Origin of the sequence: Nocardiopsis lambiniae (assembly GCF_031845465.1) — a bacterium.
Taxonomy (GTDB): domain Bacteria; phylum Actinomycetota; class Actinomycetes; order Streptosporangiales; family Streptosporangiaceae; genus Nocardiopsis; species Nocardiopsis lambiniae.
In genome coordinates this window covers 139,791-162,892 of sequence record NZ_JAVREP010000010.1, presented here as the reverse complement: position 1 = coordinate 162,892, position 23,102 = coordinate 139,791, and the positions used below count along the sequence as shown (strand labels likewise).

The following is a 23,102-nucleotide window of genomic DNA, read 5'->3' as shown; positions in this document are numbered from 1 at the left end:
GCGCCCCTGTTTCCATGGACCCGAAGACCACTCGTCCGCGTACACCGGAAAAGCGCTCGTGGAACTGTGAACCAGCTGCGTCCCCCCCGGCGTCATCAGTACGATCGTCTTCATCCCCTCAGCCACCCCCCACGGAACAGAGGAACGCATGCAGCGTCTGGCCGACGCCCACGCCGAACGTGCCCTTCGCCAGATCAAGTTCGTCCTGAACCGGGACTTCGCCGGCCGAATCGACATGGGCGACTACGAGGGCAAACAGCCCCAGGAACGCGAAAAGGCCTTCCTGTCGCGCGGCTTGGCGGCCCTGGCCACGCGAGGTGTGACCGGCTGGAACGGTGAGGACAGGGACGAGCAGGCCGCGATGTGCGTCATCGACGGTCGCGACGACCATGGGATCGACGCGATCGCGGTCTCCGGCAACACCAGCGAGATCTGGTTGGTGCAGTCGAAATGGAGTCCCAATGGGCGGGCGAGTCTCGACCAGGCCGCTGCCCTGAAGTTCATCCGCGGGTGGAAGCTCCTAGAAAAGCACGAGTACGACCGCTTCAACAAGCGCGTGAACAACATGGCGGAGCGCATCCGCGCCGTGCTGAACAGCTTCCAGGCGAGGGTGCACTTCGTGGTCGCCGTGACCGGCCCCGGAGACCTGCACCCGGACGTGCTCGGCGTATTCGACGAGGAGTTCACTGAGACCAACGGCTTCGGTCTGACCTTGGACCTCCAGGTTCTCGACACCCACCGCCTGTGGGAGCAGGTCCGCGTCGAAGAGGCTCCCGAGGACCAGCCCATCCGGGCGACCATGGGGCAATGGCTCTACCGGCACGAGCCGGTGGAGCTCTACCAGGGCTTCGTCCGCGCCGACCAGGTCGCCGCCTGGTACTCCGAGGCCGGAAGGCACCTGTTCCGCCGCAACATCCGGGACTTCCTCGGAGGGACCGAGGTGAACTCCGAGATCGCGGACACCGTCATCGGCGATCCCGACCTCTTCCTGCATCTCCACAGCGGGATCACCGTCATCTGCGACTCGCTGGACGCGACCTTCCCGGAAACCCGCAAGCAGAGCAGGCCGGTGGAGCTGACACTGCACAACGCCAGCGTGATCGACGGCGCCCAGAGCGTGACGGCCCTGCACCGGGCAATGCTGGACGACTCGGAGGCGCTCGCGCAGGCCCTCGTCAGCGTGAACGTGATCTGCACCGGTAAGGACGGCAGCGATCCCGGGCTGCCCACCCGCATCACACGTGCCCGAAACCGGCAGAACCCGGTCAAGGACCGTGACTTCGTCTCCCTGGACAGGACGCAGTCGCTGATCGATGAGGAGTTCTCCCTGCGAGGATTGCAGTACACCTACCGGCGAGGCGAGCCCGACCCCGCCCCGGAGCAGGGGTGTTCGGTGGTCGAGGCGGCGATCGCCCTGGCCTGCGCGCACCCCAACCCCCGTCTGGTGGTCCGGGCGAAGCAGAACGTCGACACCCTGTGGGAACGAGGCGAGGGAAGCACCTACGGTCTCCTCTTCGGGGAGCGACTGGGAGCCGCCCAGGTCTGGGGATCGGTCCGGCTCCGACGCGCCGTCGGCAACCGGCTGCACGAACTCTCCCAAGGGCTCCGAGGGCGTGGGTTCGACCTCGCTGACCGGGGCGACCTCCTCATCGCCCACCTCGTCTTCCAATGCGTCGACCGCAAGGAGATGAACTCCGACGAATACGACTGGGACGAGGCCGTGGCCGCAGCCGTCCCCCTGACAGACCGGGCGATGCCGTGGCTGATGCACCACATCGACGCAGCCCACGGTTCCGATTCCCCCGCGTCGGTCACCCGTGTCCTGTCCGACCCCACCCGCTGCCGTGAACTCTCCGAGCTGACACTCCGCGATCTGCGCTCAGGCGCGGCGGCACCGCCCGTCTCCACCGACTACCGGGCCAAGGCCAACCGGCGCCCGCGCAAGGCGCGGCGCCCGAACAGCGTGACCATCCTGCTGAACGCCGGAGAACTGAGCCCGGGCACACCCCTGGAGTACCGGCCGTTGTCCGCCACGGAGTCGGCCGCGATGCGCGACTGGCTCACCGAGGATCCGCGCCGGGTCCGGGCGACCTGGACGAACAACCGCAAGTACCCGCTGCTGTGGGAGGCCGACGGCGGGCACCACTCCCCCAGCGGCCTGGTGATGACCATGTACGAGCTCGCGGGCTGGGAGGACTCCCCGGTGGCGGTACAGGGCCCGGCACGGTGGTACATCGACGGTGAGCGCATGGACAAGTGCGCCGAGCGGGTCTTCCAGGAACTCGGCGAAGAGGAATAGCGGGCCGGCCGTCCCTGGAACGGCGGGTGGCGCGGCTCCACCGCTCCGCCCGCCGCCCCGGTTCACGCGATGCCCGCCTCGGCCAGGAACGGGCTGGGGGCACCGTGCCACGACACGTACAGGTGGTCACGGGCACGGGTACAGGCCACGAACAGCAGGCAGCGCTCCGCCATCAGGTCCGTCCGGTGCTGGAGTTCGTCCACCTCCGCGGGGGTGACCGCCTTGGGGAACGGAACCGCGCCGTCGGACACCCCGACCGCGGCGACGCACCGGAACTCCAACCCCTTGAGCGAGTGCATGGTCCCCACCCGCACGCCCGGGGTGTCGTCGTCGGCCTCGCGCAGCCCGCACGTCTCGATCCCGGCGTCGGCCAGGGCCACGGCGGCCTTCCTCCCCACCCATCCGAACCGGACCGCGACCGCCACCGAGGACGGTTCGATCCCCGATCCGATCCAGTCGCGTACCCGTTCCACGAGCGCGTCCATCTCGCCGTTCGGGTCGGCGGCGGCGTGCGCGGTCGGCGCGGGCCCCTGGAGCGCGGACCGGTACCCGGCCAGGGACTCCGTCCCCCCGTCCGCCAATGCCTCCACCTTCCCGCCGGCCAGCAGGGGCTGCGACCAGGTGAGGATCTGCTGGGTGCTGCGGTAGTTGCGGCGCAGCCGCTGCGAACGGCCCACCACGTTGATCCCCAGGGCTTTCAGGGACACCTTCGCGTCGTAGATGCGCTGGTGGGGGTCGCCCGCGATGAACAGGTCGTCGGGCTTGGGCGCGACGGCGGCGCGCAGGAACCGCCACTGCGCCGGGTGCAGGTCCTGGGCCTCGTCGACCACGATGTGCCGGAACAGGGGTCCCGCCCCCTCCAAGCCGCGCGCGGCCAGGTCGCACCCGCGCAGGTGGGTCTCCTTCCCGTCCTCGTCGAGGCCTTCGGTGAACGCGGTCACCGTTCCCCACACCTGCTCGCGCTGCGCGGCGTTCAAGCGGCTGCCGCGGCCCGTGCGGGAGGCTCCCAGGTACTCCTCCAGGGTGTCCAGGCGCTGGGCGAGGATCACGTGCCGGTACTCCTGTTGGAGGAACTCGGCGTTCCACCCGAGCCCCCGGTCGGTGGTGATCCTCCGCCACCGGTCGAGTTCCTGGGCATCGGTGAGGAAGCGCGGGGCGCGCCCGTCGTTCGCCTCGGTGAGGACCTTGCTGGCCTGCGCGTTGACGGTGGAGATCTCCAGGCGGTCGAGCAGGCGCGGATCGTCCACGAGCTGTCCGATCCCGGTGCGCAGCGCGGCGGCGAGGGTGTTGGTGAACGTGGTGAGCAGAATCCGCTCCCCCGGCCGCAGGTAGGACAGCAGGTGCTTGACGCGGTGCATGGCCACGACCGTCTTGCCGGTTCCCGGGCCTCCGGTGACCTGGTGGCTGCCGGGATAGCTGGCCTTGTAGGCGACCTTGCGCTGCGCCGGGTGCAGGAAGGTCCGCCAGGCGACGAAGGGCTGGGAGAGGATCTCCTCCAGCTCGTCCAGGCCGGACACGAGCTTGACCCGGGTGGGGGTGTTGCGGATGGCGGTGTCCAGGTCGGTGTCGGCGCCCCTGGTCGGCCGGTGGGCGACGATGTCCCGCCAGACCTCGTCCGCGCCGAACCCGGCCGCGAGGTATTGCAGGACCTCGCACTGGTCCTCGGGCAGAAAGGGGACGAGGGTCGCCAGGGCATCGGCGTCCACCACCGTGCGGGCGGCCCGCAGCACCTCTGCGCTGATGCCCAGGATGGTGAGGTCCCCGTCGGAGACGTGGGCGAAGAGCCGCTGCCCGGGGGTGGTGGGAGCCGCCTGCTCCTCCAGGTCCGGGGTGAGGCGTTCGAGCCCCTCGGCGTCCCAGATCTCCACCGCTCCGGTGAGCCGGTTGACCCCGGCCTCCTGCTTGTTGGCCCAGTCGTAGGCGGGGTCGTGCGGAAGGACCTTCAGGAGGAGGTAGCTGTCTCCGCTCTCGGGGGCCAGCACCACACCTCGGTAGAAGTTGTCCACCTTGAAGGTGAAGATGCTCCGGCTGCGGCGGCCCTGGGGGTTCTTGAAGTTGAGCCCCTTGTCCGCCTTGAGTTCGGCGTGCGTCAGGATCCGGAACTTCTCCATCGCCAGGCGGACGTTCTTGCGGGCGACCGGGGGGAGTTCGTCGTACTCCCCGCTCGCGAAGAACTGCTTGCTGAGGGCGAGTTGGGGCATCGGCGGAGGGCTCCTTCGGCTAAGGCAGGGGGCGGGACAAGGGCGGCGGGCGGGACGCCGGACGAACCCCTACGGTCGGTCGCGGCGGCTCAGCCGAGCCATGAGTTCGGCCACCTGGAGGGTTTCGGGGGCCTGGGGCCCGTACTCCGCCCGCAGGTCGTCGTAGAGGCCGCCGAGTTCGCGCGCCGCGCGTTCGGTGTCACCGGAGCGCAATCGCCACATGGCGATCGCCTGGCGCAGGTCGAGCGCGTCCTCCGAGCGGTCGCCGCCGACCTCACGGATCCGGACGAGCAGTTCCTCCCCTGCCCGCAGGGCGCGGGTGGTCTCCCCGAGCAGGGCAAGGCAGTAGGCGGCCTGCTGGCGGCACAGCAGGGCGCGGGGGTCGTCCCGGCCGGCCTGCCGTTCCAGGACGTCGGCCAGAGCGGTGAACTCGGGCAGGGCGCGACCGGCGTCGCCGCCGAACACCAGGGCGGTGGCGCGCAGCAGGCGCAGCTCGACGACCTGGTCGGACTCGGTCCCGAGCGCGGACGCCGCTGGATCGATCACCTCGTCGAGGACGCCCACGGCCTGGGCGTAGCGCTCGTCGGCGATGAGCGACTGGGCGTGGGCATCGGCCTCGGATAGCGCACCGGGGTCCAGGCCGGGGATGAACCGGTCGGTGGGTTCGACCAGGGTGGGCGGCAGCGGCCGGGTCGGTTTCTCGACGGGCTTCCTGGGCCGGGGCGCCATCGGGCGCCGGTAGGGGCGCGTGGGGTCGGGCATCCCGCCGGGCGGGAGGGGCTTGTCCGGGGCGGTGGGGTCGGGGAGGGGCAGGTGGGGGACGAGTCGGTCGTGGACGTCCTGGGCTGAGGCCGGGCGCGCCTCGGGATCCTTGGCGAGCAGGTCCATGACGAGCCGGTCCAGGTCCTCGGGCAGGCCGGACACGAGCAGGGAGGGTGGCGAGGGCACCTCGTACGCGTGCGCGTTCTGCTGCTGGAGGGGCCCGTACTCGGGCGGGAACACCGTGCGCCCGGTGAGCATCTCGAACAGGACGCACCCCAGGGAGTACAGGTCGCTGCGGGGATTGACGCCGCCCCCGGAGATCTGCTCAGGCGGCATGTAGGCGCAGGTTCCGAGCTGGGTTCCGGTGACGGTGATCCGGGTCATGTCGGTGCGCAGGACGGCGGCGATGCCGAAGTCGAGGACCTTGACCGTGCCGTCGTCGGCGATCATGACGTTGCCGGGCTTGAGGTCGCGGTGCACGACCGGGACGGCGTGGGCGTAGGACAGGGCCGCACACATCTGCGCGGCCACCGCGGCGACCGTCGCTATGGGCAGGGGCTTCTGCTCGGCGATGAGGTCGGCGAGGGGCTCCCCACGCACGAGCTGCATGACCAGGTAGAGCATTCCCTGGTCGGTGTCCACGGCCGCGTCGTAGACGGCGGGGACGTTGGGGTGTTCGATGCGGGCGGTGACGCGTGCCTCGCGCCGGAACCGGGCGGCGAGCTCCGGGTACTTGTCGGGTCTGGTCACCAGGTCCGGCCGAATCACCTTGACCGCGACCGGGCGGTCAAGGACGGTGTCGTAGCCGCGGAAGACCTGGCCCATCCCGCCCGTGCTGATCGGATCGGTGAGTTCGTAACGGTCGGCGATCCGATCGGGTATGGCGTACACCGGGCCCCCATCCGGGTCGGGTGCGGGCGGGCGGTGGCGGGGAGGGGCGCCCGACCGCACGGTCGTCGTGGTCCTTCGCTTGCGGGGCGATCCTATGGCCCGTGGGCCGGGGTGTCCGGTGGACTTTCGTCCCTTGACGGTTCACCCCGGCCGGCGGTCTCGGAGCGTCCTCGGTGCACGGTCCGCTCAGACGGCGGTGCCGCGCTGGCGGATGAGGCGGTAAGCGGCCCGGCTCATGAAGCTGTTCATGCTGTTCTGGACCTCCTGGTCGCCGAGGTAGACCTCAGTGATCTCGACGTTGCTCTCGTAGCGGTTGATCATCGTCTCCTTCATCACCGGGTCGAACTTGTGGCGGAACGCCTCCTCGCTGTTGACGAAGGCCGCCTGCTGGAGATCGGGCTTGGCCGCGGCGTCCAGCACCCGTTCCTGGATCATGCTCAGGTCCGCCTCGGTCGGTGGTCGGCCGAAGAGCTTGTTGAAGAACTCGATGACCTCGGACAGGAACATCATCTTGGGGTCGGAGAGGTCTCCCCGACCGTCGGAGAAGCCGGGGATCTCCTGGGTCCCCTCCGCGGTCAGCGAGAGGTCGTGCTCACCGGCCTTGGTCACGTCGACGTCGATGAGCTCGACCTTGCCGATGTCCACGCCGCCGTCCCGCCGTGCGGGGAGCCTGCGCAGCAGGAAGCGGCCGTACAGGTAGAGCCGCTCCAGTTCGGGATCCGGGTAGCGCATGACCTGGGAGAGGAACGCGTACTTGGTGACGTAGTCGTTGAGACCCGCACGGAACTCCTCGGCGACGGTCCGCTTCTCGTTCTCGGCGTCGACAAGTTGGGCGAACCGCTCCGCCGCCGGGGTGATGAAGCGGTTGAGCTCGGGATGGTTCTGGATTCCGTCGGCCGTCCCGGGCCCGTTCTCGACCTCGTGGAAGGCGGCGGCGAACCCCTCCAGTTCCGCTTCGACGAGGATGTCCGCCCCCGTCATGAGGCGGTTCTTGAGGGTGTTCAGTAGGTCCGGGTCGGCCTCGCCGGTCACCGCCTCCTCGTAGTAGTCCTTGTAGGAGGCCTGGATGTCCTCCGCGTCGTTGACGAAGTCGAGGACGAAGAGGTCGCTCTGGCTCTTGAGCCGGTGGGTGCGGTTGAGCCGGGACAGGGTCTGGACGGCGGCCACGCCCTTGAGGGACTTCTCCACGAACATGGTGGTGAGCAGGGGCTGGTCGAACCCGGTCTGGTACTTCTCCGCGACGATGAGGACGCGGTACTCCCGCTTGCCGTTGCGCCCGGCGTTGGGGTCGTCGGCGCGGGTGTAGGCGAAGCGTTCGGGCAGCTCGCGCTCGGGGAAATCGTTGATCTTGCTCTCGGTCTCCTCGGTCTCGCCATCGAGCTTGAGGGAGCCTGAGAAGGCGACCAGGACACCGGGGTCGGGTGCGCCGCTGTCCTTGAGATAGCTCTCGATGGCCTTGTACATCCGAACCGCGGCCTCGCGGGAGCTGGTGACCACCATGGCCTTGGCCCTGCCGCCCATCTGCGGACGGGTGATCCTGTCGAAGTTCTCGATGATGATTTCGGCGTGCTGGGCCAGGGTGGTCGGGTGCAGCCGGACGAACCGGGCGAGCTGCGCGCTCGCCTTGTCCGCGTCGACCTCCTGGTCGTCGGGGTTGCCGTTGAGGAGTTCGTACCAGGACTTGTAGGTGGTGTAGTTGCGCAGCGGGTCGAGGATGAACCCCTCCTCGATGGCCTGGCGCATGGAGTAGGTGTGGAAGGGCTCGTACTTGCCGGTGGCCGGGTCGAGGACACCGAACAGGTTGAGGGTCTTGTGCTTGGGGGTGGCGGTAAAGGCGAAGTAGGACAGGTTGGTGCTGCGGCCCCGGTAGGCGGCCGACCTGTGCAGTGCCTCCTCCGCGGTCTCGGGGGTGTCGGGCTCGTCGTCGTCGGCGTCCAGGCCCAGGTCGCGCAGGGCCTTCTTGACGTCCTTGGCGGCCTCGCCGCTCTGGGAGGAGTGTGCCTCGTCGACGACGATGGCGAACCTGCCGCCCTGGATGTCGGTCGGTTCCCGGCGGAGGTAGTCCAGGAGGGCGGGGAAGGTCTGGAGGGTGACCAGGATGATGCGCTCGGAGGAGGTGGAGAGCGCCTCGGCGAGCTGGGCGGACTTGGATCCGCCCTTGCCGCCGATGGGACGGACCAGACCCTTGACCTGGGAGAAACCGCCGACGACGTCCTGCAACTGCTGGTCCAGGACGGAGCGGTCGGTGATGATGATGGTCTTGTCGAAGACGGGAGTGTCGGGCTCCACGCCCTTGGCGAGTGCCGCAGGGTCCATCAGGGCGGGGTCGGCGGGGGTGTGCAGGGACGACAGGCGGTGGGCGAGCCAGGCGATGGTGTTGGACTTGCCCGAGCCGGCGGAGTGCATGACCAGGTAGTTATGTCCGGCACCGTGTCGGGCGGCGTGGTCGACCAGGCTGCGCACCGCGTGCCACTGGTGGAACCGAGGGAAGATGACGTTCTCGCGTGTGCGGCCCTTCTCGTCCTTGTCGCGGGTGACGTGGACGAAGCGCTCCAGGAGGTCGAGCCAGTTGTCGACGTCCCAGACCTGTTCCCAGAGGTAGGCGGTGCGGTAGCCGGACCCGTCGGCGGTGGGGAGGGGGTTGCCCGAGCCGCCGCTGTTCCCGGGACCCTCGGAGCCGGTGTTGAACGGCAGGAACCAGGTGTCCTTGCCCGCGAGCCTGGTGGTGAGGAAGACCAGATCGGGATCGACCGCGAAGTGGACGAGGGCGCGTTCGGCGAAGAGGAGTTCGCGGGGGTCGCGGTCGTGGGCGTACTGGTGTTTGGCGTGCTCGACGTTCTGGCCGGTGAGGGGGTTCTTGATCTCGGCGGTGGCGACGGGTAGGCCGTTGACGAACAGGGCGAGGTCGAGGGACTTGCCCACGTCACCGGACTTGGCGGCGTAGCGCAGTTGCCGGGTGACGCTGAGGCGATTCTTGTCGTAGTTGCTGAAGGCGTGTTCGGCCGCGGTGAGCGAGGGCTTGAAGTAGGCGAGCTTGAAGGTCAGACCCTCCACCCGGATGTGCTTGCGCAGGATCTGGAGGGTGCCCTCGTCGTGAATGCGCTTGGCGAGGGTCTGCACGAAGGTTCGCTGGGCCCGCGCCTGGTCGTCACCGCAGCGGGCGATCAGCTGGTTCCACTCCTTCATCTGGGTGGCGCCGATGAACGCGAAGAGCTGGCCGGTGTCCAGGCCGAATTCTGGCCGGTAGTCGCTGTTGAGGCCTTTCTCCCAGCCGTTGGCCAGCATCGAGGCGACGATGTTCTCCTCGAAGGTTCTCTCGTCGTAGACGGGGCTCATGACACATCGGCTCCTCGTGCGGTGGTGACATCGATCTGACCGGTGACAGCGGCCGTGATCAGGGCCCGCTTGCGTTCTTCCAGAAGAGCGACCTGGGATTCCAGAGCGGATCGAAGCCGAGAGGCCTCGCCCAAAGCCCGGTTCACCTCTGCGACCGCTGACTTCTGCTCTTGGAGGGTGGGCAGGGGAACAGGAAAAGACTTCACTTTGCTACTACTCGTCGACGCCAGATTGGTGCTCTGCACACCTGTCGCCTCGAAGTAGCAGCGCCCATGGATCGACCGAGTCAATAGCGCGAGGTATTCGGCGTCCAAGCGCTCGGGGTCCGGCCGCAGTGCGAACACGTGGTTCTGGTGGAGCGCTCCGGGAATCTCCCCACGCCAGACCGTGCCACGCCCCAGCTTGTCGATGTCCCCGCCTTCGGTCATCAGCACATCGCCGGGTCGTAGCGTAGATCGATCGGCCACCGATTTTGGAACGGTAATATTCGTGACGGATTCCAGATCCAGGCGGTCAGCCTTCACATTCGCCACACGAAGGTAGGGCCTGGTGACATCACTTTCGGATGGCTTACGGGAGGCGTCGACCGTGACTCCACCTTGGACCCGGCACACATATCCAAGCCGCACCAGAGGGGAAGTCTCACGCATCAAGGGAAGCCAGGGCCATGGAAACTCGCCAACTGTGTTGCCGACGATCCCAGGAATCAGACGCTCAGATAGCATACTCGACAAACGCTCATCAAAGAGTTCGAGCTGTCGACACCGCGAGACGATGATGCGATCAATATTTCCAATCTCACCATCAAGAAAGCGCGCAATGCGTCGCTGCTCAAAAATACCCGGGATCCAGACTTCAATATTTCCAATATCACTTGAATTGATTGCAGGATAGCCAACCCCGACAGAACGAGAAACAACCTCACCAATAAAAACCTCAGACAGGCAAGAATAGGAAAGAAAGCGCGAGTCGACTACACCCTTCGGGCTCAGTACAGCAAATCCGGTGGAAAATACCAGCGGCTCTACCGATTTAGGCACTTCGGCCACAGCGCGAAGATAGGTCCGAACTGTGGAAATCACAACATCCCCAGGCGCAGCAAGACGGCGGGCACGCGATGGCGCATCCGAGAACCTCACCATTTCCCCTGAGATATCTAGCCTTCCTCCCGCGCCCACTGCACTAATATCCAAGTATCGAAACCGATACTCCGAGTCTGTAGCTTCTGGAAGGGCATGGGCGTTGATATCAGCAACGTATTTAACTCGTATAAAACTCATCGAGAAACCTCACCAAGAATCCTCTGGATCTCGTTTTCGAAATCCTTGAGTTCGGCGTCGATCTCCTCAAGGGGACGGGGCGGCGTGTACACGTAGAAGTGCCGGGTGAAGGGAATCTCGTAACCGACCTTCATCTTGTCCTTCTCCACCCAGGCATCAGGCACGTGCGGCAGGACCTCGCGCCGCATGTACTCGTCGATGTCCTCGTCCAGCGGGATGTTCTCGTAGTCCCGAAGCTCGGGGTCCGGCTCGGGCTCGCCCTTCTTCATCTGGACTTCGCCCTCGGGGTCGCGCGCTGACACCACCGACCACACCGCCTTCTCCACCGCGGCGGGCGGCTTGGACACCCCGCCCTCGGCGAAGGCCTTGTGCATCCGGTCCTTGAACTCCGCCTTGGCGAAGCAGGGCTCGGCCCCCACCAGCGTCCGGAGGACGTCCACCAACTCCGCCTTCTGACCGTAATCGGCGGTGGCCCTGCCCTTATCCAGCATCTCGGCCAACTCGGCCAGCGCGTCCTCCTTGACCTCGAAGCGCAGTTTCAGCGGCCGCTCCACCGTGATGCGCTGATATCCGAAGTGCTCATTCCGGAACACCTTCACCTTGCCGTGCAACGGATGTTCCGGATCTCCCGCAACGCTCAGCGCGTCGGTGTACAACCGTGTCAGCTCGGTGATCTGCGCGTCGCTGATCTCCTTGCGCTTGTCCCCCAGCGACTTGCGCATCTTCACCCAGTGCTCACGGGCGTCAACCAGCATCACCTTGCCCTCGTGGGCCCGGTCCTTCCGGTTGGTCAGAATCCAGAAGTAGGTGGAGATCCCGGTGTTGTAGAAGAGCTGGTCCGGCAGCGCCACCACGGCCTCCAGCCAGTCGTTCTCCAGGATCCACCTGCGGATCTCGGACTCACCCGATCCGGCTCCGCCGCTGAACAGCGGTGACCCGTTGAAGACGATCGCGATCCGGCTTCCCCCGGTCTTCTCCCCGTCCGCGTTGAGCTCGACCGGCTTCATCTTCGAGATCATGTGCTGGAGGAACAGCAGCGACCCGTCGTTGATCCGGGGCAGCCCAGCCTTGAATCGTCCGGCTTCACCGAGGCCGTGCTCGGCCTCGACCTCCTTCTTGACCTTCTTCCACTCCACACCGAACGGCGGGTTGGCCAGCATGTAGTCGAACCTGCGGTACCGGTGCTTGTCGTCACTGAAGGAGTTCCCGAACTTGATGTTGTCCGGGGTCTGCCCCTTGATCATCAGGTCGGACCGGCAGATCGCCCAAGACTCGGCGTTCAGCTCCTGCCCGAACACCACCACCGTGGCGTCCGGGTTGAGCTTGGTGATGTGGTCGTACGCCTCGGTCAGCATGCCGCCCGTCCCGCAGGCCGGGTCCAGGATCTCCCGGATCACACCGGGCACCCTGAGGCTCGCTTCGTCCGGAACCAGCAGCAGGTCGGCCATGAGCTTGATGACCTCGCGCGGTGTGAAGTGCTCACCGGCCGTCTCGTTGGAGGCCTCGGAGAACTTTCGTATGAGCTCCTCGAACACGTAGCCCATCTGGATGTTCGACACTCGTTCAGGGCGCAGGTCCAGGTCCGCGAACTTTCCCACCACCTGGTACAACAGTTCGGCCTCGTGCAGGCGCTGGATCTGCCGGGGGAACTCGTACTTCTCCAAGACCTCGTAGGCGTTGGCGGAGAACCCGTTGACGAAGTGTGTGAGGTTGTTGGCCGCCTGTGAGGCGTCCCCCGCGATGCGCTTCAAGGTCAGCGGACTGGTGTTGTAGAAGCTGTGCCCCGAGGCCCGCAGCACGAACTCGTGGTGGGCGCGGTTGCCCTTCCACTTTTCATGTGCGGCCAGGACGTCCTTCTTCGTCGGTTCCAGGACGCAGTCCAGGCGGCGCAGCACGACGAACGGCAGGATCGCCTTGCCGTACTCAGACTGCTTGTAGTCGCCGCGTAGCAGGTCCGCGACCGACCAGATGAAGCCGACCAGTTCCTGGTGCGTGCTGTTGTTCACCGATGTCCTTCCGAGGGTCGTCAAGGGAATCGTGGCGGAGCCGTCCGTCAAGTCTGGCCGGTTCATGGGACATCCGGGCCGTCTTCGGGAAGGACGGGACGCGGCGGCACCAGCAGTCCCGAGCGCAGCCCGCTCACCAACCGGTCGCCGAGTTCCCGGGCGGCTTTCCGGGCCCGGTCGAGCTCGGTCCGGAACTCGTGGAGCTCACGGAACGCCGCCCCGTACCTCCGCTGGTCGTGCAGGGACAGCAGCGGGACGCGCAGCCGCCGCAGATCCACCCGGGTGATCAACGACCCCTGCCCGGCCTGGCGCAGGTTGTCCTCGTCGTCCAGGAACCCGGCCAGGAACCACGGGTCGATGTGCGCGGGATCAGGCCTGAGCAGGTGCAGGTTCAGTCCCAGGAGTACACCGGCGTCGGCCTCCGTGGCGACCCGGGATCGCGACAGGTCACTCCTCGCCAGAGCGGAGGGGATGATCACGTCTCCGGCCAGGACCTCCACCCGCCTGTCCGCGTCTACCGGATCGACAAGTTCGTCCAGACGTCCGCTGGCCTTCCTGTCCCGCAGGAGATCGGCCACGGTGAGCACCCGGGGACCGCCCCCTTGCCCGTGCTCTTCGCCCGAGGGCACCAGGCCCGAGGCGGCCGACGGGGCCCGGTGCAGGACCAGCGCGCCCGACCGGGCCAGATCGGCGACGGTCGCCATCCGCCACTCCTCACCCTCTCTGGCGGCCCATCCCTGCCCCGGTACGGCCGACCGTGTGCCGTCCAGATCCCGCAGGAGGCTCCGGCGCAGCTTGGCCGCGCGCTTGCGCGCGTCGTCGGCACTGGCCTCCGGAACGGCCAGGGGCAGGTGGCGTTCGGGAGTGACATCGACGCTGTCGTCCAGCAGGTCCACCGCGGGCACGGACCGGCACAGGCCGGGAACGTCCGCCGTCTTCTCCGGTTGTTCGAGGAAGTCGTTCCAGGCCTCCCCGATGTCCCGGTGCAGCCGCTCCCACTCGACGGGACGGCGCTCCCCCTCCCCGGATGCCCCGGACCCGGCCGCGGCACTGACGAAGAGCACCTGGGTCACGGGGGCGGTGTCCTCGCCCGGCGGTTCCAGTACCCACAGGTGCAGTCCGACGTGGACGGGGGCGGCGGCTCCGGCCGGCAGGCCGATGACGGCCCGCAGGGCTCCCCGACGCACCAGCTCCCGGCGGATGCGCCGCCCTGAGGGGCGGGAGGCGGCGGCCGGGGGCATCAGCACGACCACCCGGCCTCCGGGGCGGCTGTGGGACAGGCAGTGCTGGATCCAGGCGAGTTCGGACTCCGCACGGGGCGGCACACCGTAGGCCCACCGCTCGTCGTAGGCGAGCCGGTCGGCCCCCCATTCCTTCTGGTTGAAGGGCGGGTTGCACAGCACCGCGTCGAAGCGGCGGCCGGGGAAAGCATCGCTGATCAGGGAGTCGCCCCAGGCGATCTCGCCAGGCGCTCCGGACACGACCATCCCCACCCGCGCCCGGGCCAGGTGAGCGGTGGCGTCCGCGATCTCCTGCCCGTAGAGGCCCACCGCCCCCCCGTCGGCGGCCGCCCGCAGCAGGGCTCCGGTCCCGCACGCGGGGTCGAACGCCTCAGCGCCCCGGACCCCGGCCAGGTCGGCCATCAGTCGGGCCAGCGGCTCCGGGGTGATGTGCGCTTTGCCGCCCAGGGCGGCCAGGTAAGCCTGGTGCAGCCGGTCGGAGAGCCGCCGGGCCCGCGCCGGGTTCGCGGCCTCCTGCTGCGCCGCGAGGGCGAGAGTGTCTCCCCCCGGCAGCCCGGACAGCCGCTCCCGCGCCAGGTCGACGCCATGGGTACCGCCCTCGGCAAGGGCGAGCAGCAGACCCTGCACGCGGGCGACGGCGTCCCCCAGGTCACCACCCTCTCCGGCGACCGTCCGCACCTGGTCCCAGACGTGTTCATGGGGTGCGCGCTCGGGGAGGCGCCCCCCGTCGGCGAGCCACGCCTCGACCTGCGCCCTGTCGAACAGGGCCCGGTTTCCCACACCTCCGACGGGGTCGGGGAAGTCACCGTGGCGTCTTCGCCAGTTGCTGACCGTGGTCCGGCTCACCTGGGCGATCCGGGCGATGTCGGCCGCGGTGATGTGCGCTGCGTCCACCATCGGCGCCTCCTCTCGTCAACCGAGAACAGTACAGCACACCGAGATGCAGATTGACAATGTTTTCACTGAACTTCTATGTCGACGACGCCAGCCATGGCAGCCCGTGTTGCGACATCCCTGGTGTCGGCCGCGCCCGTGCTTCTTCCCATGACCAGCACGTGAGGAGCAACCGATGAACAAAAACCGGGGCCGGGCGGAAGGAGACAGTCTCCTTGCGCCCGGCCCCGGACTCCGACCCAGGCCTCATCGGCGGTGCGCTGCCACGGGTTCCCCTATACGGGCCGGAGGCCGGAGGTCGGGGACCTCGGCGAGGCCGGTGGAGGAGGCGACCCAGTAGGAGCCGGTGGCCTCACCGAACCAGACGACCAGGTGCAGATGCCTCGCTTGGAAGGCAGCGGCGAAGGCGTGTTCCCGCCGGTACTCGGAGCGGTGGCCTCCGATCAGGGGCAGGTGCTGGGCGCGCAGGGTCCGGCAGGAGGGGTGCGCGCAGGACGGGCAGAACGGGCCGACCTGCGGACTCCGTCGCGGCAGCGGCGGCAGCGGGCGGAACAGCGGGTCACTGGAGGGCCGGGGGCGCGGGATAGGATGCCTCATCGATCCTGCTTTCTTACATCTCGCAGTGTGGATGCCGGGATTGTGAGGGCCTGGGAAGAGCGTTGCCGCGCTCTCCTGGGCCCGTTTCGCGTTTCGGGATGCGAAGGCGACCGTTCAGGCCGTGGCGGTCCAGGGGTTGCCGGTCAGGTCGTAGGCCAGGAAGAACCACACCCGGCGGTGGTCCGCGATCCCGTTGTCACCCCAGGAGGTGGCCAGGGCGTCCACCAGGGCCAGTCCCCGGCCCGACTCCGCTCCTGCTTCCAGCCCTGCCGAGTCCGGGACCAGGTGCTCGTGTTCCCCGTCCGGGGTGGTGCGCCCGGAGAAGTCACCCTGGTCAGTGCAGGCCAAGTGCAGGCCGGTGCGGCGCCGTTCGCAGCGCAGCGTGAAGGTGCCGAACGGCTGCCCGGAGAGGGAGTGGGTGAGCGCGTTGGCCGCCAGTTCCGACCCCAGCAGGGTGAACAGGTACCGGTAGTCGGCGTCCCGCTCGGCGGCACAGGCGTCCAAGAACGCCCGCACCAGCGGCATCAGCTGCGGCGAGGATCCGAACTCGTAGGAGCGCACCTTGTAGTGCGGGCGGCGGGCGTGGGGGTTGAAGTAGTGGCGGCACCGCCGCGGCACCAGTTCCCCCAGGGGCAGGGTCACTTCCGGCAGCGACGGCATCGGCGGGTGCGTGAGGGCGATTGCGAGCATGGCGAAGACACTCCTTGGCGTGGATGGACGAGGAATCTCCAACGGACTCGGCCGGTGCGTCGATGCGCGCGGGGTGGATCAGGGTGAACTCGCGCGTTTCAGAGACGCGGGGGACGGCCACGGCATAGCCTGACCAGCAACGATCCCCATCAACCCTCGGTGAGGACCTGATCACCGGCCACACATTCATCATCCTTGTGGAATCCATCATCGTCAACTACTTCCAGTGGATTCCACTGTGACTTTTTCGCTAGGCTCACCCCCATGCCCACTCCCTACAGCCCCAGCATCCGCCGCCGACGCCTCTCCTCTGAGCTCCGGCGTCTGCGCGGCGAATCCGGCCTGACCCTCGTCGACGCCGCCAAGGGCATCGGCATGGGCAAGTCGAACCTGAGCAAGATCGAACAGGCCGAATCCAGGACCGTCCCGTCCGCCACCCTGGACAAGCTCTTGGATCTGTACGGTGTGGACGACCACGCCACCCGAGCCTCCCTGCACGAGTTGGCCAAACTCGCCGGGGAGAAAGGCTGGTGGGCCCGGTACAAGGACCTCATGCCGCAGATGCTCGCCGACTTCGAGGCCGAGGCATGCGCCCTGCGCTCCTATGAAGCCCAGGTGATCCCTGGCCTGTTGCAGACGCCCACTTACGCCGATGCGATCTTCCGCGCCAACCAGGTCCGCGATGACGAAGAGATCGCCCAGCGAGTCGCCGCCCGCATTAAACGCCAGGAGATCCTGCACCGGGTCGACCCGCCCACCTACATGGCGATCCTGGACGAGGCCGTCCTGCACCGCCAGGTCGGCTCACCCGAGGTGATGGCCGAGCAGCTGCGGCATCTAGTGCACATGGCCGCTCGGCACAACATCGACCTCTACGTGCTGCCGTTCTCCGCCGGGGCCCACCCGGCCACCGAGGGGAGCTTCGTGGTCATGGACTTCCCCGACCCCAGGGACGCCAGCATCGCCTATCTAGAAACACCCGTCACTAGCATGTATCTGGAAGAAGACCGTCAGGTCCGGCTGTTCAACGACATGTTCGGCAGCGCGCAGAGCTGCTCCATGACCGCAGTACAGTCCCTGGCGCTCATCGATCGCCATCTCCACGACCTAGAAGAGTGACTACAGTGACCGACCAGATGGTGTGGCGCAAGAGCAGTTACAGCGGCGTCAACGGCAATTGCGTCGAGGTCGCACACTTCCGGAAGAGCGGCTACAGCGGCCAAGACCAGAACTGTGTGGAGGTTGCCGACCTACCCTGTGGTTCTGCCGTCCGGGATTCCAAGCACCTCGCGGCCGGACACCTTCCCTTCTCCGCCGCGGAGTGGGACGCCTTCCTCAGCTCAGCCCGCACCTCGCAGCCGTAACACTCGAAGTCTCCCCGACTCAGCGCCCCGCCTTCCCCGGCCGGGGCGTTGGTGCTTTCTCAGCATGTTCGCCACGGGGAAGGCATGCTGTACTCGCCCCGACCACGACGCACCACCCTCGGAAAGGCACCGCCATGGCCGTCACCACGCAGCTCCGCACCTACACCGTCCGCGAGGGCCTGCTCGACGAGTGGGTCCGGCGGTGGCGGGAGGAGATCGTCCCACTGCGCCTGGAGTTCGGGTTCTCCCTCGGCGGCGCCTGGATCGACCGGGAGCGCGACCACTTCGTCTGGGAGATCTCCTACGACGGCCCCGAGAGATTCGCCGAGCGCAACCGCGCCTACTGGGACTCCCCCAAACGTGAAGCCATGGCCCTGGACCCGAAGGACTACCTGGTCTCCACCGAGGTCCGCGAGGTCACCCGGGTCTACTGACCCCGCCCCGGCCCTCCTCCTCGCCGACCGCGAGCAGGTGCGTGCGGCGCTCCTCCGGGGTCAGCGCCCGGAAGGTGCGCCGCCGCGCCACGCGCGTCAGCTCTTCCAGCGGCATGTCGGCGTCCCACACCCGCACGGTGCCGTCGGCCGAACCCGAGGCGACCAGTCGGGAGCCTCCGCTCCAGGCGACGCTCAGGACGCGGTCCCGGTGGACGCCCACCGTCAGGGGTTCGCTCTCACCCCGTACGTCCCACACCCGCACGGTGCGGTCGTGGGAGGCGGTGGCCAACCGCGCGCCGTCGGGAGACCAGGACACCGCGGGCACCCGGCCGCCGTGTCCCGTGAGCACCCGTTCGGTACGGCCCGAGGCGAGGTTCCACACCCGCACCGTCCAGTCGGCCGAGGAGGTAGCCAGGTGCGCCCCGTCCGGGGACCAGGCGACGGCATCGACCCAGTTGTCGTGTCCGGTCAGCACGACGTGTTCGCGACCGGTGCTCAGGTCCCAGACACGGGCGGTGCGGTCGTCGGAGCAGGAGGCGATCCTGCGCCCGTCGGGCGACCAGTCGAGTCCCACGACCCAGTCCTGGTGGCCGCGGAGTGTGGCCAGCAGAGAGCCGTCACGGGCGTCCCAGATGCGGATGCTCCGGTCCTGGGCGCCGGTGGCCACACGGTCGCCGCCGGGCGACCAGGCCACCGACTCCACGATGGCGCCCTCGTGATCGAGCTCCCTCGGCTCGCCGCCCGCATCCAGATTCCACAGCAGAGCGCGGCGGTCGGTGCCGCCGGAGACGAGGGCCGTGCCATCAGGCGACAGGTCGGTGTCGCGCACCGCGCCGGTGTGACCGCGCAAGAGCGGGGCACCCCGGGAGCCCTCGCGGAACACACGCACGGCCCTGTCCTCGCAGGCGGCGGCGACGGCACCGGAGCGGGCGGCCACGGAGTTGACGGCGGCACCCTCCGCGCCGTGGACGGCGTGCTCCACGGTCGACGGTTCCAGTTCCCACAGGCGCGCCGTCGCGTCCTCCGAGGCCGTGGCCAGCCGAGTACCGTCCGGGGACCAGGCCACACCCCAGACCGCGTCGCTGTGGCCGTGCAGGACGGCCTTCTCCTCGGCGTCGTCGGCCGTGAAGACCCGGGCGGTGCGGTCGGCCGAGGCGGTGGCGAGCAGTCGGCCATCGGGCGACCACTCCACGTTCCACACGCGGTCGCGGTGACCGCGCAGCAGGAGGGTCTGCTCCCCCGTCACGGCGTCCCAGACACGGACGGTGTGATCGCCCGAGGCCGTGGCGATCCGGGTGCCGTCGGGGTGCCAGGACACGCCTTCGACGAAGTCGCGGTGGCCGACGAGCCTGACCGCCTCCCGCGCGTCGCCGACGTCCCAGACGATGACGCTCCGGTCGTGCGAGGCGGTGGCCAGCCGGGTACCGTCCGGGGACCAGCGGATGCCCAGGACGTTGTCGGTATGGCCGGTCAACCGGCTGCCGAGGCGACCGGTGTCGGCCTCCCAGACCCGTACGACGCGGTCACGCGAGGCCGCGGCGATGTAGCGCCCGTCGGGGCTCCAGGCCACCCCCGCACCACGTCGGTGGCGTCGGTGAACCGCAGGAGGGTCTCACCGGACCCGGCGTCCCAGACCCGCACCGTGTGGTCCCGCGAGGCGGTGGCCAGGCGCCGCGAGCCCGGTGACCAGGCCGCCATCTCCACCATGCCCAGGTGGCCGCGCAGCTCCCGGACCAGCCCGCCGTCGGTGTCCCACAGGCGCGCGATGCCGTCGCGGGAGGCGGTGGCGACCAGGGTTCCGTCGGGCGACCAGGCCAGGTTGCGCACGGTGTCGGTGTGGCCGGTGAGGACGGCGGAGCAGTGGCTGTGGGCGAGCGCGGCCAGCAGGGCGCCGCGGACGACGGGTACGGGTTCGCACTCCTCAAGGGCGGCCAGGGTGAGCAGGACGGCCGTTTCGGGGTGCTCCCCGACCCCGGCGAGGACGTATTCGGCGATCGCGAGCGAGACGCGGTGCAGGAACCGGTGGTCGCGGCGCCGGGAGGCGTCGACGAAGGCGGTGAGCTCCGGGGTGCCCTGCCCGTTCTCGCGCAGGGTCTCCAGCCAGCGTTCTGCGGTGGTGAGGCGGGCCCCGGTCAGCAGGTAGTCGGGATGGCGTCCCGCTCCCTCCCAGTCGCCGGACCACCGCTCCAGCTCGGCGCGCTGGCGCAGGCGTTCGGTGTGCGCCTCCACCTGCTGGCGCAGTGGCGCCCACTGCCGGAAGAGCGCTTCGTGGGTGACCTGTGCGACGGGGCCGCCGTCGTGGACGTCGCTGGTCAGGAGGCGGGCGTCGACGAAGGCGTCGACGATGTGACGGTCGCGTGCGTCGAGTTCGGCCGAACGCACTCGGCGTCGGGTGGCGTCCCCGCTGGTCACGGTGACGAAGCGCAGCAGGACCCGGAGGATGCGGTCGAGGTCCGCTTCGGCCCGCAGTTCGGCGGTGACCTGGTCGGCATGGCGGGCCAGCGCACCTTCCACACCGCCGAGCGCCCGGTAGTCCTCCTCGGTGGCGACCCCGCGGGCCCCGGCGCGGATGTGGAGTTCCTGGAGGAGGTGGGCGAGCAGGGGGAGGGCGTCCCCGCTGCCGGTGTCGGTGGCGATGTGCTGGACCAGGCCGTCCTCGAAGCGGAACCCGGATGCTTCGGCAGGGCGCTCGATGATCTCGACGAGGTCCTGGTGCCCCAGCGCACCGAGGGCCAAGGGGTTGGTGAACAGCTCGGCGGCCTCCCCATTGAGGAGGTCGCCGAGGAACTCCACGCGCAGGGTCGCCACCACCCGCAGGTGGCGGTCACCGTGCAGGGCGTCGCGCAGAGCGCCCAGGAAGAGTGTGCGGTCCCGATCGCCGCTGAGGGTGACCAGCTCCTCCAGCTGGTCGACGACCAGGATGGTGCGCCGGGACCCTCCGCTCTCGCGGCGGATTCCGCGCAGCAGGGCGAGGAGTTCACCGCCGTCGCGACGGATGCGGCGTGCGTAGGCGTCGGCTTGGGCCTGGTCCTTGGCGAGTGCTCGGGCCAGGGCTCCGACGGGGTCGGCTCCGGGAACCAGGACCGGCAGGACGTTCCAGCGCTGCGCCCGCAGGCGGGGCAGGATCCCGGCCTGCACCAGCGAGGACTTGCCGCTGCCGGAGGCGCCGATGACGGCCAGCAGGCGCTCCTGAGGCCCGGCCCCCACGCCGTTGAGCCTGCGCATCGCCTCCGCGATCTGGGCGGAGCGCCCGAAGAAGACCGCGGCCTCGTCCTCGTGGAAGGAGGCGAGGCCGGGATAGGGCGAGCGCCCGGGTTCCCAGGAGAACTCGGGAGGGGGCGGGTTCTCCAGGCGGTAGGCCATGAAGTGCCCGACGAGCAGGACCACGAGGATCAGGACGAGGCCCGGCACGGCGGCCTGCTCCAGCAGCCGCATCGGCAGCGGGGTCTCCCGGCCGTCGGTGGCGAAATTGGTGACCACGCCCAGCAGACCCGCGGCCAGCACGAGGAGCAGTTGCAGCATTAGGGCGAGTCGTTGGCGTCGCCGCACATCGTCTCCGTGGGGGTCGCGTGTTCCCGGGGCCGAGGGGCGGGTGCGCCCCCGGTGAGCCTAGGGTGACGGACGGTGGGAGCAAAGCCGATGGCCCCTTCCGGCCATCCGGAATCCCCTGCGGCGTAGGCGCTGTGCTCTTTCGGGGGGCTCGGCCCGGGTCTTCGTGCAGGGCAGGCGACCGTGTTCCGCTTCGGCCGCAGGACAGGTCACCAGAGGGGCTGCCTGCGGAGCAGCTCGGCCCGGGCCCCCTCCGCGCGGCGCCGTGCTTCGGGGGCGGCCGATCGGGAGGGGCCCGCAGCCCGGTGTGCGGGCCCGAGGCCGGTCGCCTCAGTCGGCGGAGCCGGTGGCGCCGCGCTGGTAGGCCGCGGGCCGGGCGGGCCGGGCCGCCAGGTCGAGGGCGGTCGCGAGGTTGCGGTCGATCGCGGCCTGCCACTGCCGCGGGTCGCGGCGGCGGCGCTCGCGCGCCAGCGCGAGACCGGAGAGCACCGGACCCAGCCAGGCGTCGGCGATCGGGGCCGGGGGGATCCGCAGGTCCTGGCAGACGGCGTCGCCGTGGATCCGGCGGGCGAGCGCGTTCAGCGCCGGGCGGGCCAGCTCGCGCGGGACGTGGAGCAGCCCGTGCAGTGCGGAGGTCGCCGACTCCAGGGTCGCGTCCGCCAGCACGGCGGAGTCCTCCGTGACGGGTCCGGTCACGGCCTGGAACACGGCGTCGAGGCGGGCGGCGGCCTCGTTGCCCGTGATCCCCCGGACCAGGCGCTCGTCGATCCCCAGCAGGTGGGCGACGTACCACCAGTAGCGGTACAGGTCGGCCTGTTCGCGGCTGCTCAGCCCGAACCCGAGGAGGCCCTCGGCCGTGTAGGCGGTCAGGGTGAAGTCCACCCACGTCCGCCCCAGGTCGACCTGGTTGATCGGATGACCGTCCGCGGAGGCGTCGTAGCCGCGGTTCAGGGCGAGCCTGCGCATGTGCGCGTGCAGCATCCGCACCTGGAGGGTCGCCACGTAGCCGGGCTGCCCGACGCGCAGGCCGCCGGGCAGCATGACCCGGGTGAGCCACGACCCGGTCTCCTGGATGCGCCGCTGCGCGGAGTCGACCAGCCGCCCGGTCGTGGTCAGCACCGCGGAGATCGACGGCGACTCATAGACCCGGATCAGGGAGCCCGCGTTGAGCGCGATGATGTGCACCGGCGGCGGGGATGTGTAGAACGGCAGGGGGCCCCGGTCGAGCAGGGCGTCGTCCGCGTAGTCGGGCAGGCCCTCGGTCTGGCGCAGCAGCGCCTCCAGTGCCGGGGGCGGATCGGCGAGGGAGTCCAGGCCCTCCCGGATGCCCTGGTCGACCACAGGCCTGGCCTGCCGCATCCCGACCCGGTGCATCTCGTCGACGACCGCGTCGGCGAGTAGGTCGCCGGTGGTCAGCGCCCACCGCATCAGGTCGGCTCGGGCCTGACCGAACTGGGCCAGGACGGTCGACCGCCCCGCCCGTCGGGTCGGCCACCGGTTCTGTTCGGTCATGGTCTCTCCGTAAGTCGGTAGGTGGCCCGGCAGGCCCGGGCGGAAG

At 69.1% G+C, this 23,102-nt stretch carries 15 protein-coding genes; 4 read left to right on the top strand and 11 right to left on the bottom strand.

Going from position 1 to position 23,102, the window contains the following annotated elements:
• The first annotated feature begins 148 nt into the window (after nt 1-148).
• Nucleotides 149-2,299 (top strand): AIPR family protein, encoded by a 2,151-nt coding sequence (locus tag RM479_RS16540; RefSeq protein WP_311512613.1) that lies wholly within the window; start codon nt 149-151, stop codon nt 2,297-2,299.
• Nucleotides 2,300-2,361: 62 nt separating this feature from the next.
• On the opposite strand, the gene RM479_RS16535 is transcribed toward RM479_RS16540, so the two are convergent.
• The 8 genes from RM479_RS16535 to RM479_RS16500 form a co-directional block, all read right to left on the bottom strand.
• Nucleotides 2,362-4,500, bottom strand: a complete 2,139-nt coding sequence (locus RM479_RS16535) for a UvrD-helicase domain-containing protein (protein WP_311512612.1) — start codon at nt 4,498-4,500, stop codon at nt 2,362-2,364.
• 69 nt (nt 4,501-4,569) lie between these two features.
• Nucleotides 4,570-6,153: a serine/threonine-protein kinase gene (locus RM479_RS16530; RefSeq protein WP_311512611.1), complete on the bottom strand. Its 1,584-nt coding sequence runs from the start codon at nt 6,151-6,153 to the stop codon at nt 4,570-4,572.
• Between the two features lie 186 nt (nt 6,154-6,339).
• Entirely contained in the window at nt 6,340-9,489 is a 3,150-nt protein-coding gene (locus tag RM479_RS16525; protein WP_311512610.1) for a type I restriction endonuclease subunit R, read from the bottom strand.
• A complete protein-coding gene (locus RM479_RS16520) occupies nt 9,486-10,538 on the bottom strand; it encodes a restriction endonuclease subunit S (protein WP_311512609.1) in 1,053 nt (350 codons plus the stop codon). The genes RM479_RS16525 and RM479_RS16520 overlap by 4 nt, the downstream gene beginning before the upstream one ends.
• Nucleotides 10,539-10,765: 227 nt before the next feature.
• Nucleotides 10,766-12,775, bottom strand: a complete 2,010-nt coding sequence (locus RM479_RS16515) for a type I restriction-modification system subunit M (protein WP_311512608.1) — start codon at nt 12,773-12,775, stop codon at nt 10,766-10,768.
• Nucleotides 12,776-12,837: 62 nt separating this feature from the next.
• Entirely contained in the window at nt 12,838-14,913 is a 2,076-nt protein-coding gene (locus RM479_RS16510; protein ID WP_311512607.1) for an N-6 DNA methylase, read from the bottom strand.
• 243 nt (nt 14,914-15,156) lie between these two features.
• Nucleotides 15,157-15,507: a hypothetical protein gene (locus RM479_RS16505; protein WP_311512606.1), complete on the bottom strand. Its 351-nt coding sequence runs from the start codon at nt 15,505-15,507 to the stop codon at nt 15,157-15,159.
• A gap of 114 nt (nt 15,508-15,621) precedes the next feature.
• Nucleotides 15,622-16,197, bottom strand: a complete 576-nt coding sequence (locus RM479_RS16500) for an ATP-binding protein (RefSeq protein WP_311512605.1) — start codon at nt 16,195-16,197, stop codon at nt 15,622-15,624.
• 264 nt (nt 16,198-16,461) lie between these two features.
• Between RM479_RS16500 and RM479_RS16495 the strand changes: the two genes are divergently transcribed.
• From RM479_RS16495 to RM479_RS16485, 3 genes are all read left to right on the top strand, one after another.
• Nucleotides 16,462-17,316 (top strand): helix-turn-helix domain-containing protein, encoded by an 855-nt coding sequence (locus RM479_RS16495; protein ID WP_311512604.1) that lies wholly within the window; start codon nt 16,462-16,464, stop codon nt 17,314-17,316.
• A 17-nt stretch (nt 17,317-17,333) separates the two neighbouring features.
• Nucleotides 17,334-17,561 (top strand): DUF397 domain-containing protein, encoded by a 228-nt coding sequence (locus tag RM479_RS16490; RefSeq protein WP_397222390.1) that lies wholly within the window; start codon nt 17,334-17,336, stop codon nt 17,559-17,561.
• A gap of 134 nt (nt 17,562-17,695) precedes the next feature.
• The gene (locus RM479_RS16485) at nt 17,696-17,995 is read left to right on the top strand and encodes an NIPSNAP family protein (RefSeq protein ID WP_311512602.1); all 300 of its coding nucleotides are present in this window, start codon (nt 17,696-17,698) and stop codon (nt 17,993-17,995) included.
• Here the strand turns inward: RM479_RS16485 and RM479_RS16480 are convergent.
• The 3 genes from RM479_RS16480 to RM479_RS16470 all read right to left on the bottom strand — a co-directional run bounded on the left by RM479_RS16480 (nt 17,979) and on the right by RM479_RS16470 (nt 23,056).
• Nucleotides 17,979-19,565 carry a WD40 repeat domain-containing protein gene (locus RM479_RS16480; protein ID WP_311512601.1) on the bottom strand — a complete coding sequence of 529 codons (1,587 nt, stop codon included), beginning with the start codon at nt 19,563-19,565 and terminating at the stop codon, nt 17,979-17,981. The two genes, RM479_RS16485 and RM479_RS16480, sit on opposite strands and share 17 nt — an antisense overlap.
• On the bottom strand, nt 19,466-21,517 hold the full coding sequence (locus RM479_RS16475; RefSeq protein ID WP_311512600.1) for an AAA family ATPase: 2,052 nt from the start codon (nt 21,515-21,517) through the stop codon (nt 19,466-19,468). Before RM479_RS16475 ends, RM479_RS16480 begins: the two co-directional genes overlap by 100 nt.
• A gap of 357 nt (nt 21,518-21,874) precedes the next feature.
• Nucleotides 21,875-23,056: an oxygenase MpaB family protein gene (locus tag RM479_RS16470; protein ID WP_311512599.1), complete on the bottom strand. Its 1,182-nt coding sequence runs from the start codon at nt 23,054-23,056 to the stop codon at nt 21,875-21,877.
• Nucleotides 23,057-23,102 lie beyond the last annotated feature (46 nt).

Coding starts and splice junctions, on each gene's coding strand:
- RM479_RS16485 (WP_311512602.1), top strand. CDS start 17,696: ATGGCCGTCACCACGCAGCTCCGCACCTACACCGTCCGCGAGGGCCTG.
- RM479_RS16525 (WP_311512610.1), bottom strand. CDS start 9,489: ATGAGCCCCGTCTACGACGAGAGAACCTTCGAGGAGAACATCGTCGCC.
- RM479_RS16500 (WP_311512605.1), bottom strand. CDS start 16,197: ATGCTCGCAATCGCCCTCACGCACCCGCCGATGCCGTCGCTGCCGGAA.
- RM479_RS16535 (WP_311512612.1), bottom strand. CDS start 4,500: ATGCCCCAACTCGCCCTCAGCAAGCAGTTCTTCGCGAGCGGGGAGTAC.
- RM479_RS16540 (WP_311512613.1), top strand. CDS start 149: ATGCAGCGTCTGGCCGACGCCCACGCCGAACGTGCCCTTCGCCAGATC.
- RM479_RS16495 (WP_311512604.1), top strand. CDS start 16,462: ATGCCCACTCCCTACAGCCCCAGCATCCGCCGCCGACGCCTCTCCTCT.
- RM479_RS16510 (WP_311512607.1), bottom strand. CDS start 14,913: ATGGTGGACGCAGCGCACATCACCGCGGCCGACATCGCCCGGATCGCC.
- RM479_RS16505 (WP_311512606.1), bottom strand. CDS start 15,507: ATGAGGCATCCTATCCCGCGCCCCCGGCCCTCCAGTGACCCGCTGTTC.
- RM479_RS16470 (WP_311512599.1), bottom strand. CDS start 23,056: ATGACCGAACAGAACCGGTGGCCGACCCGACGGGCGGGGCGGTCGACC.
- RM479_RS16475 (WP_311512600.1), bottom strand. CDS start 21,517: ATGCTGCAACTGCTCCTCGTGCTGGCCGCGGGTCTGCTGGGCGTGGTC.
- RM479_RS16490 (WP_397222390.1), top strand. CDS start 17,334: ATGGTGTGGCGCAAGAGCAGTTACAGCGGCGTCAACGGCAATTGCGTC.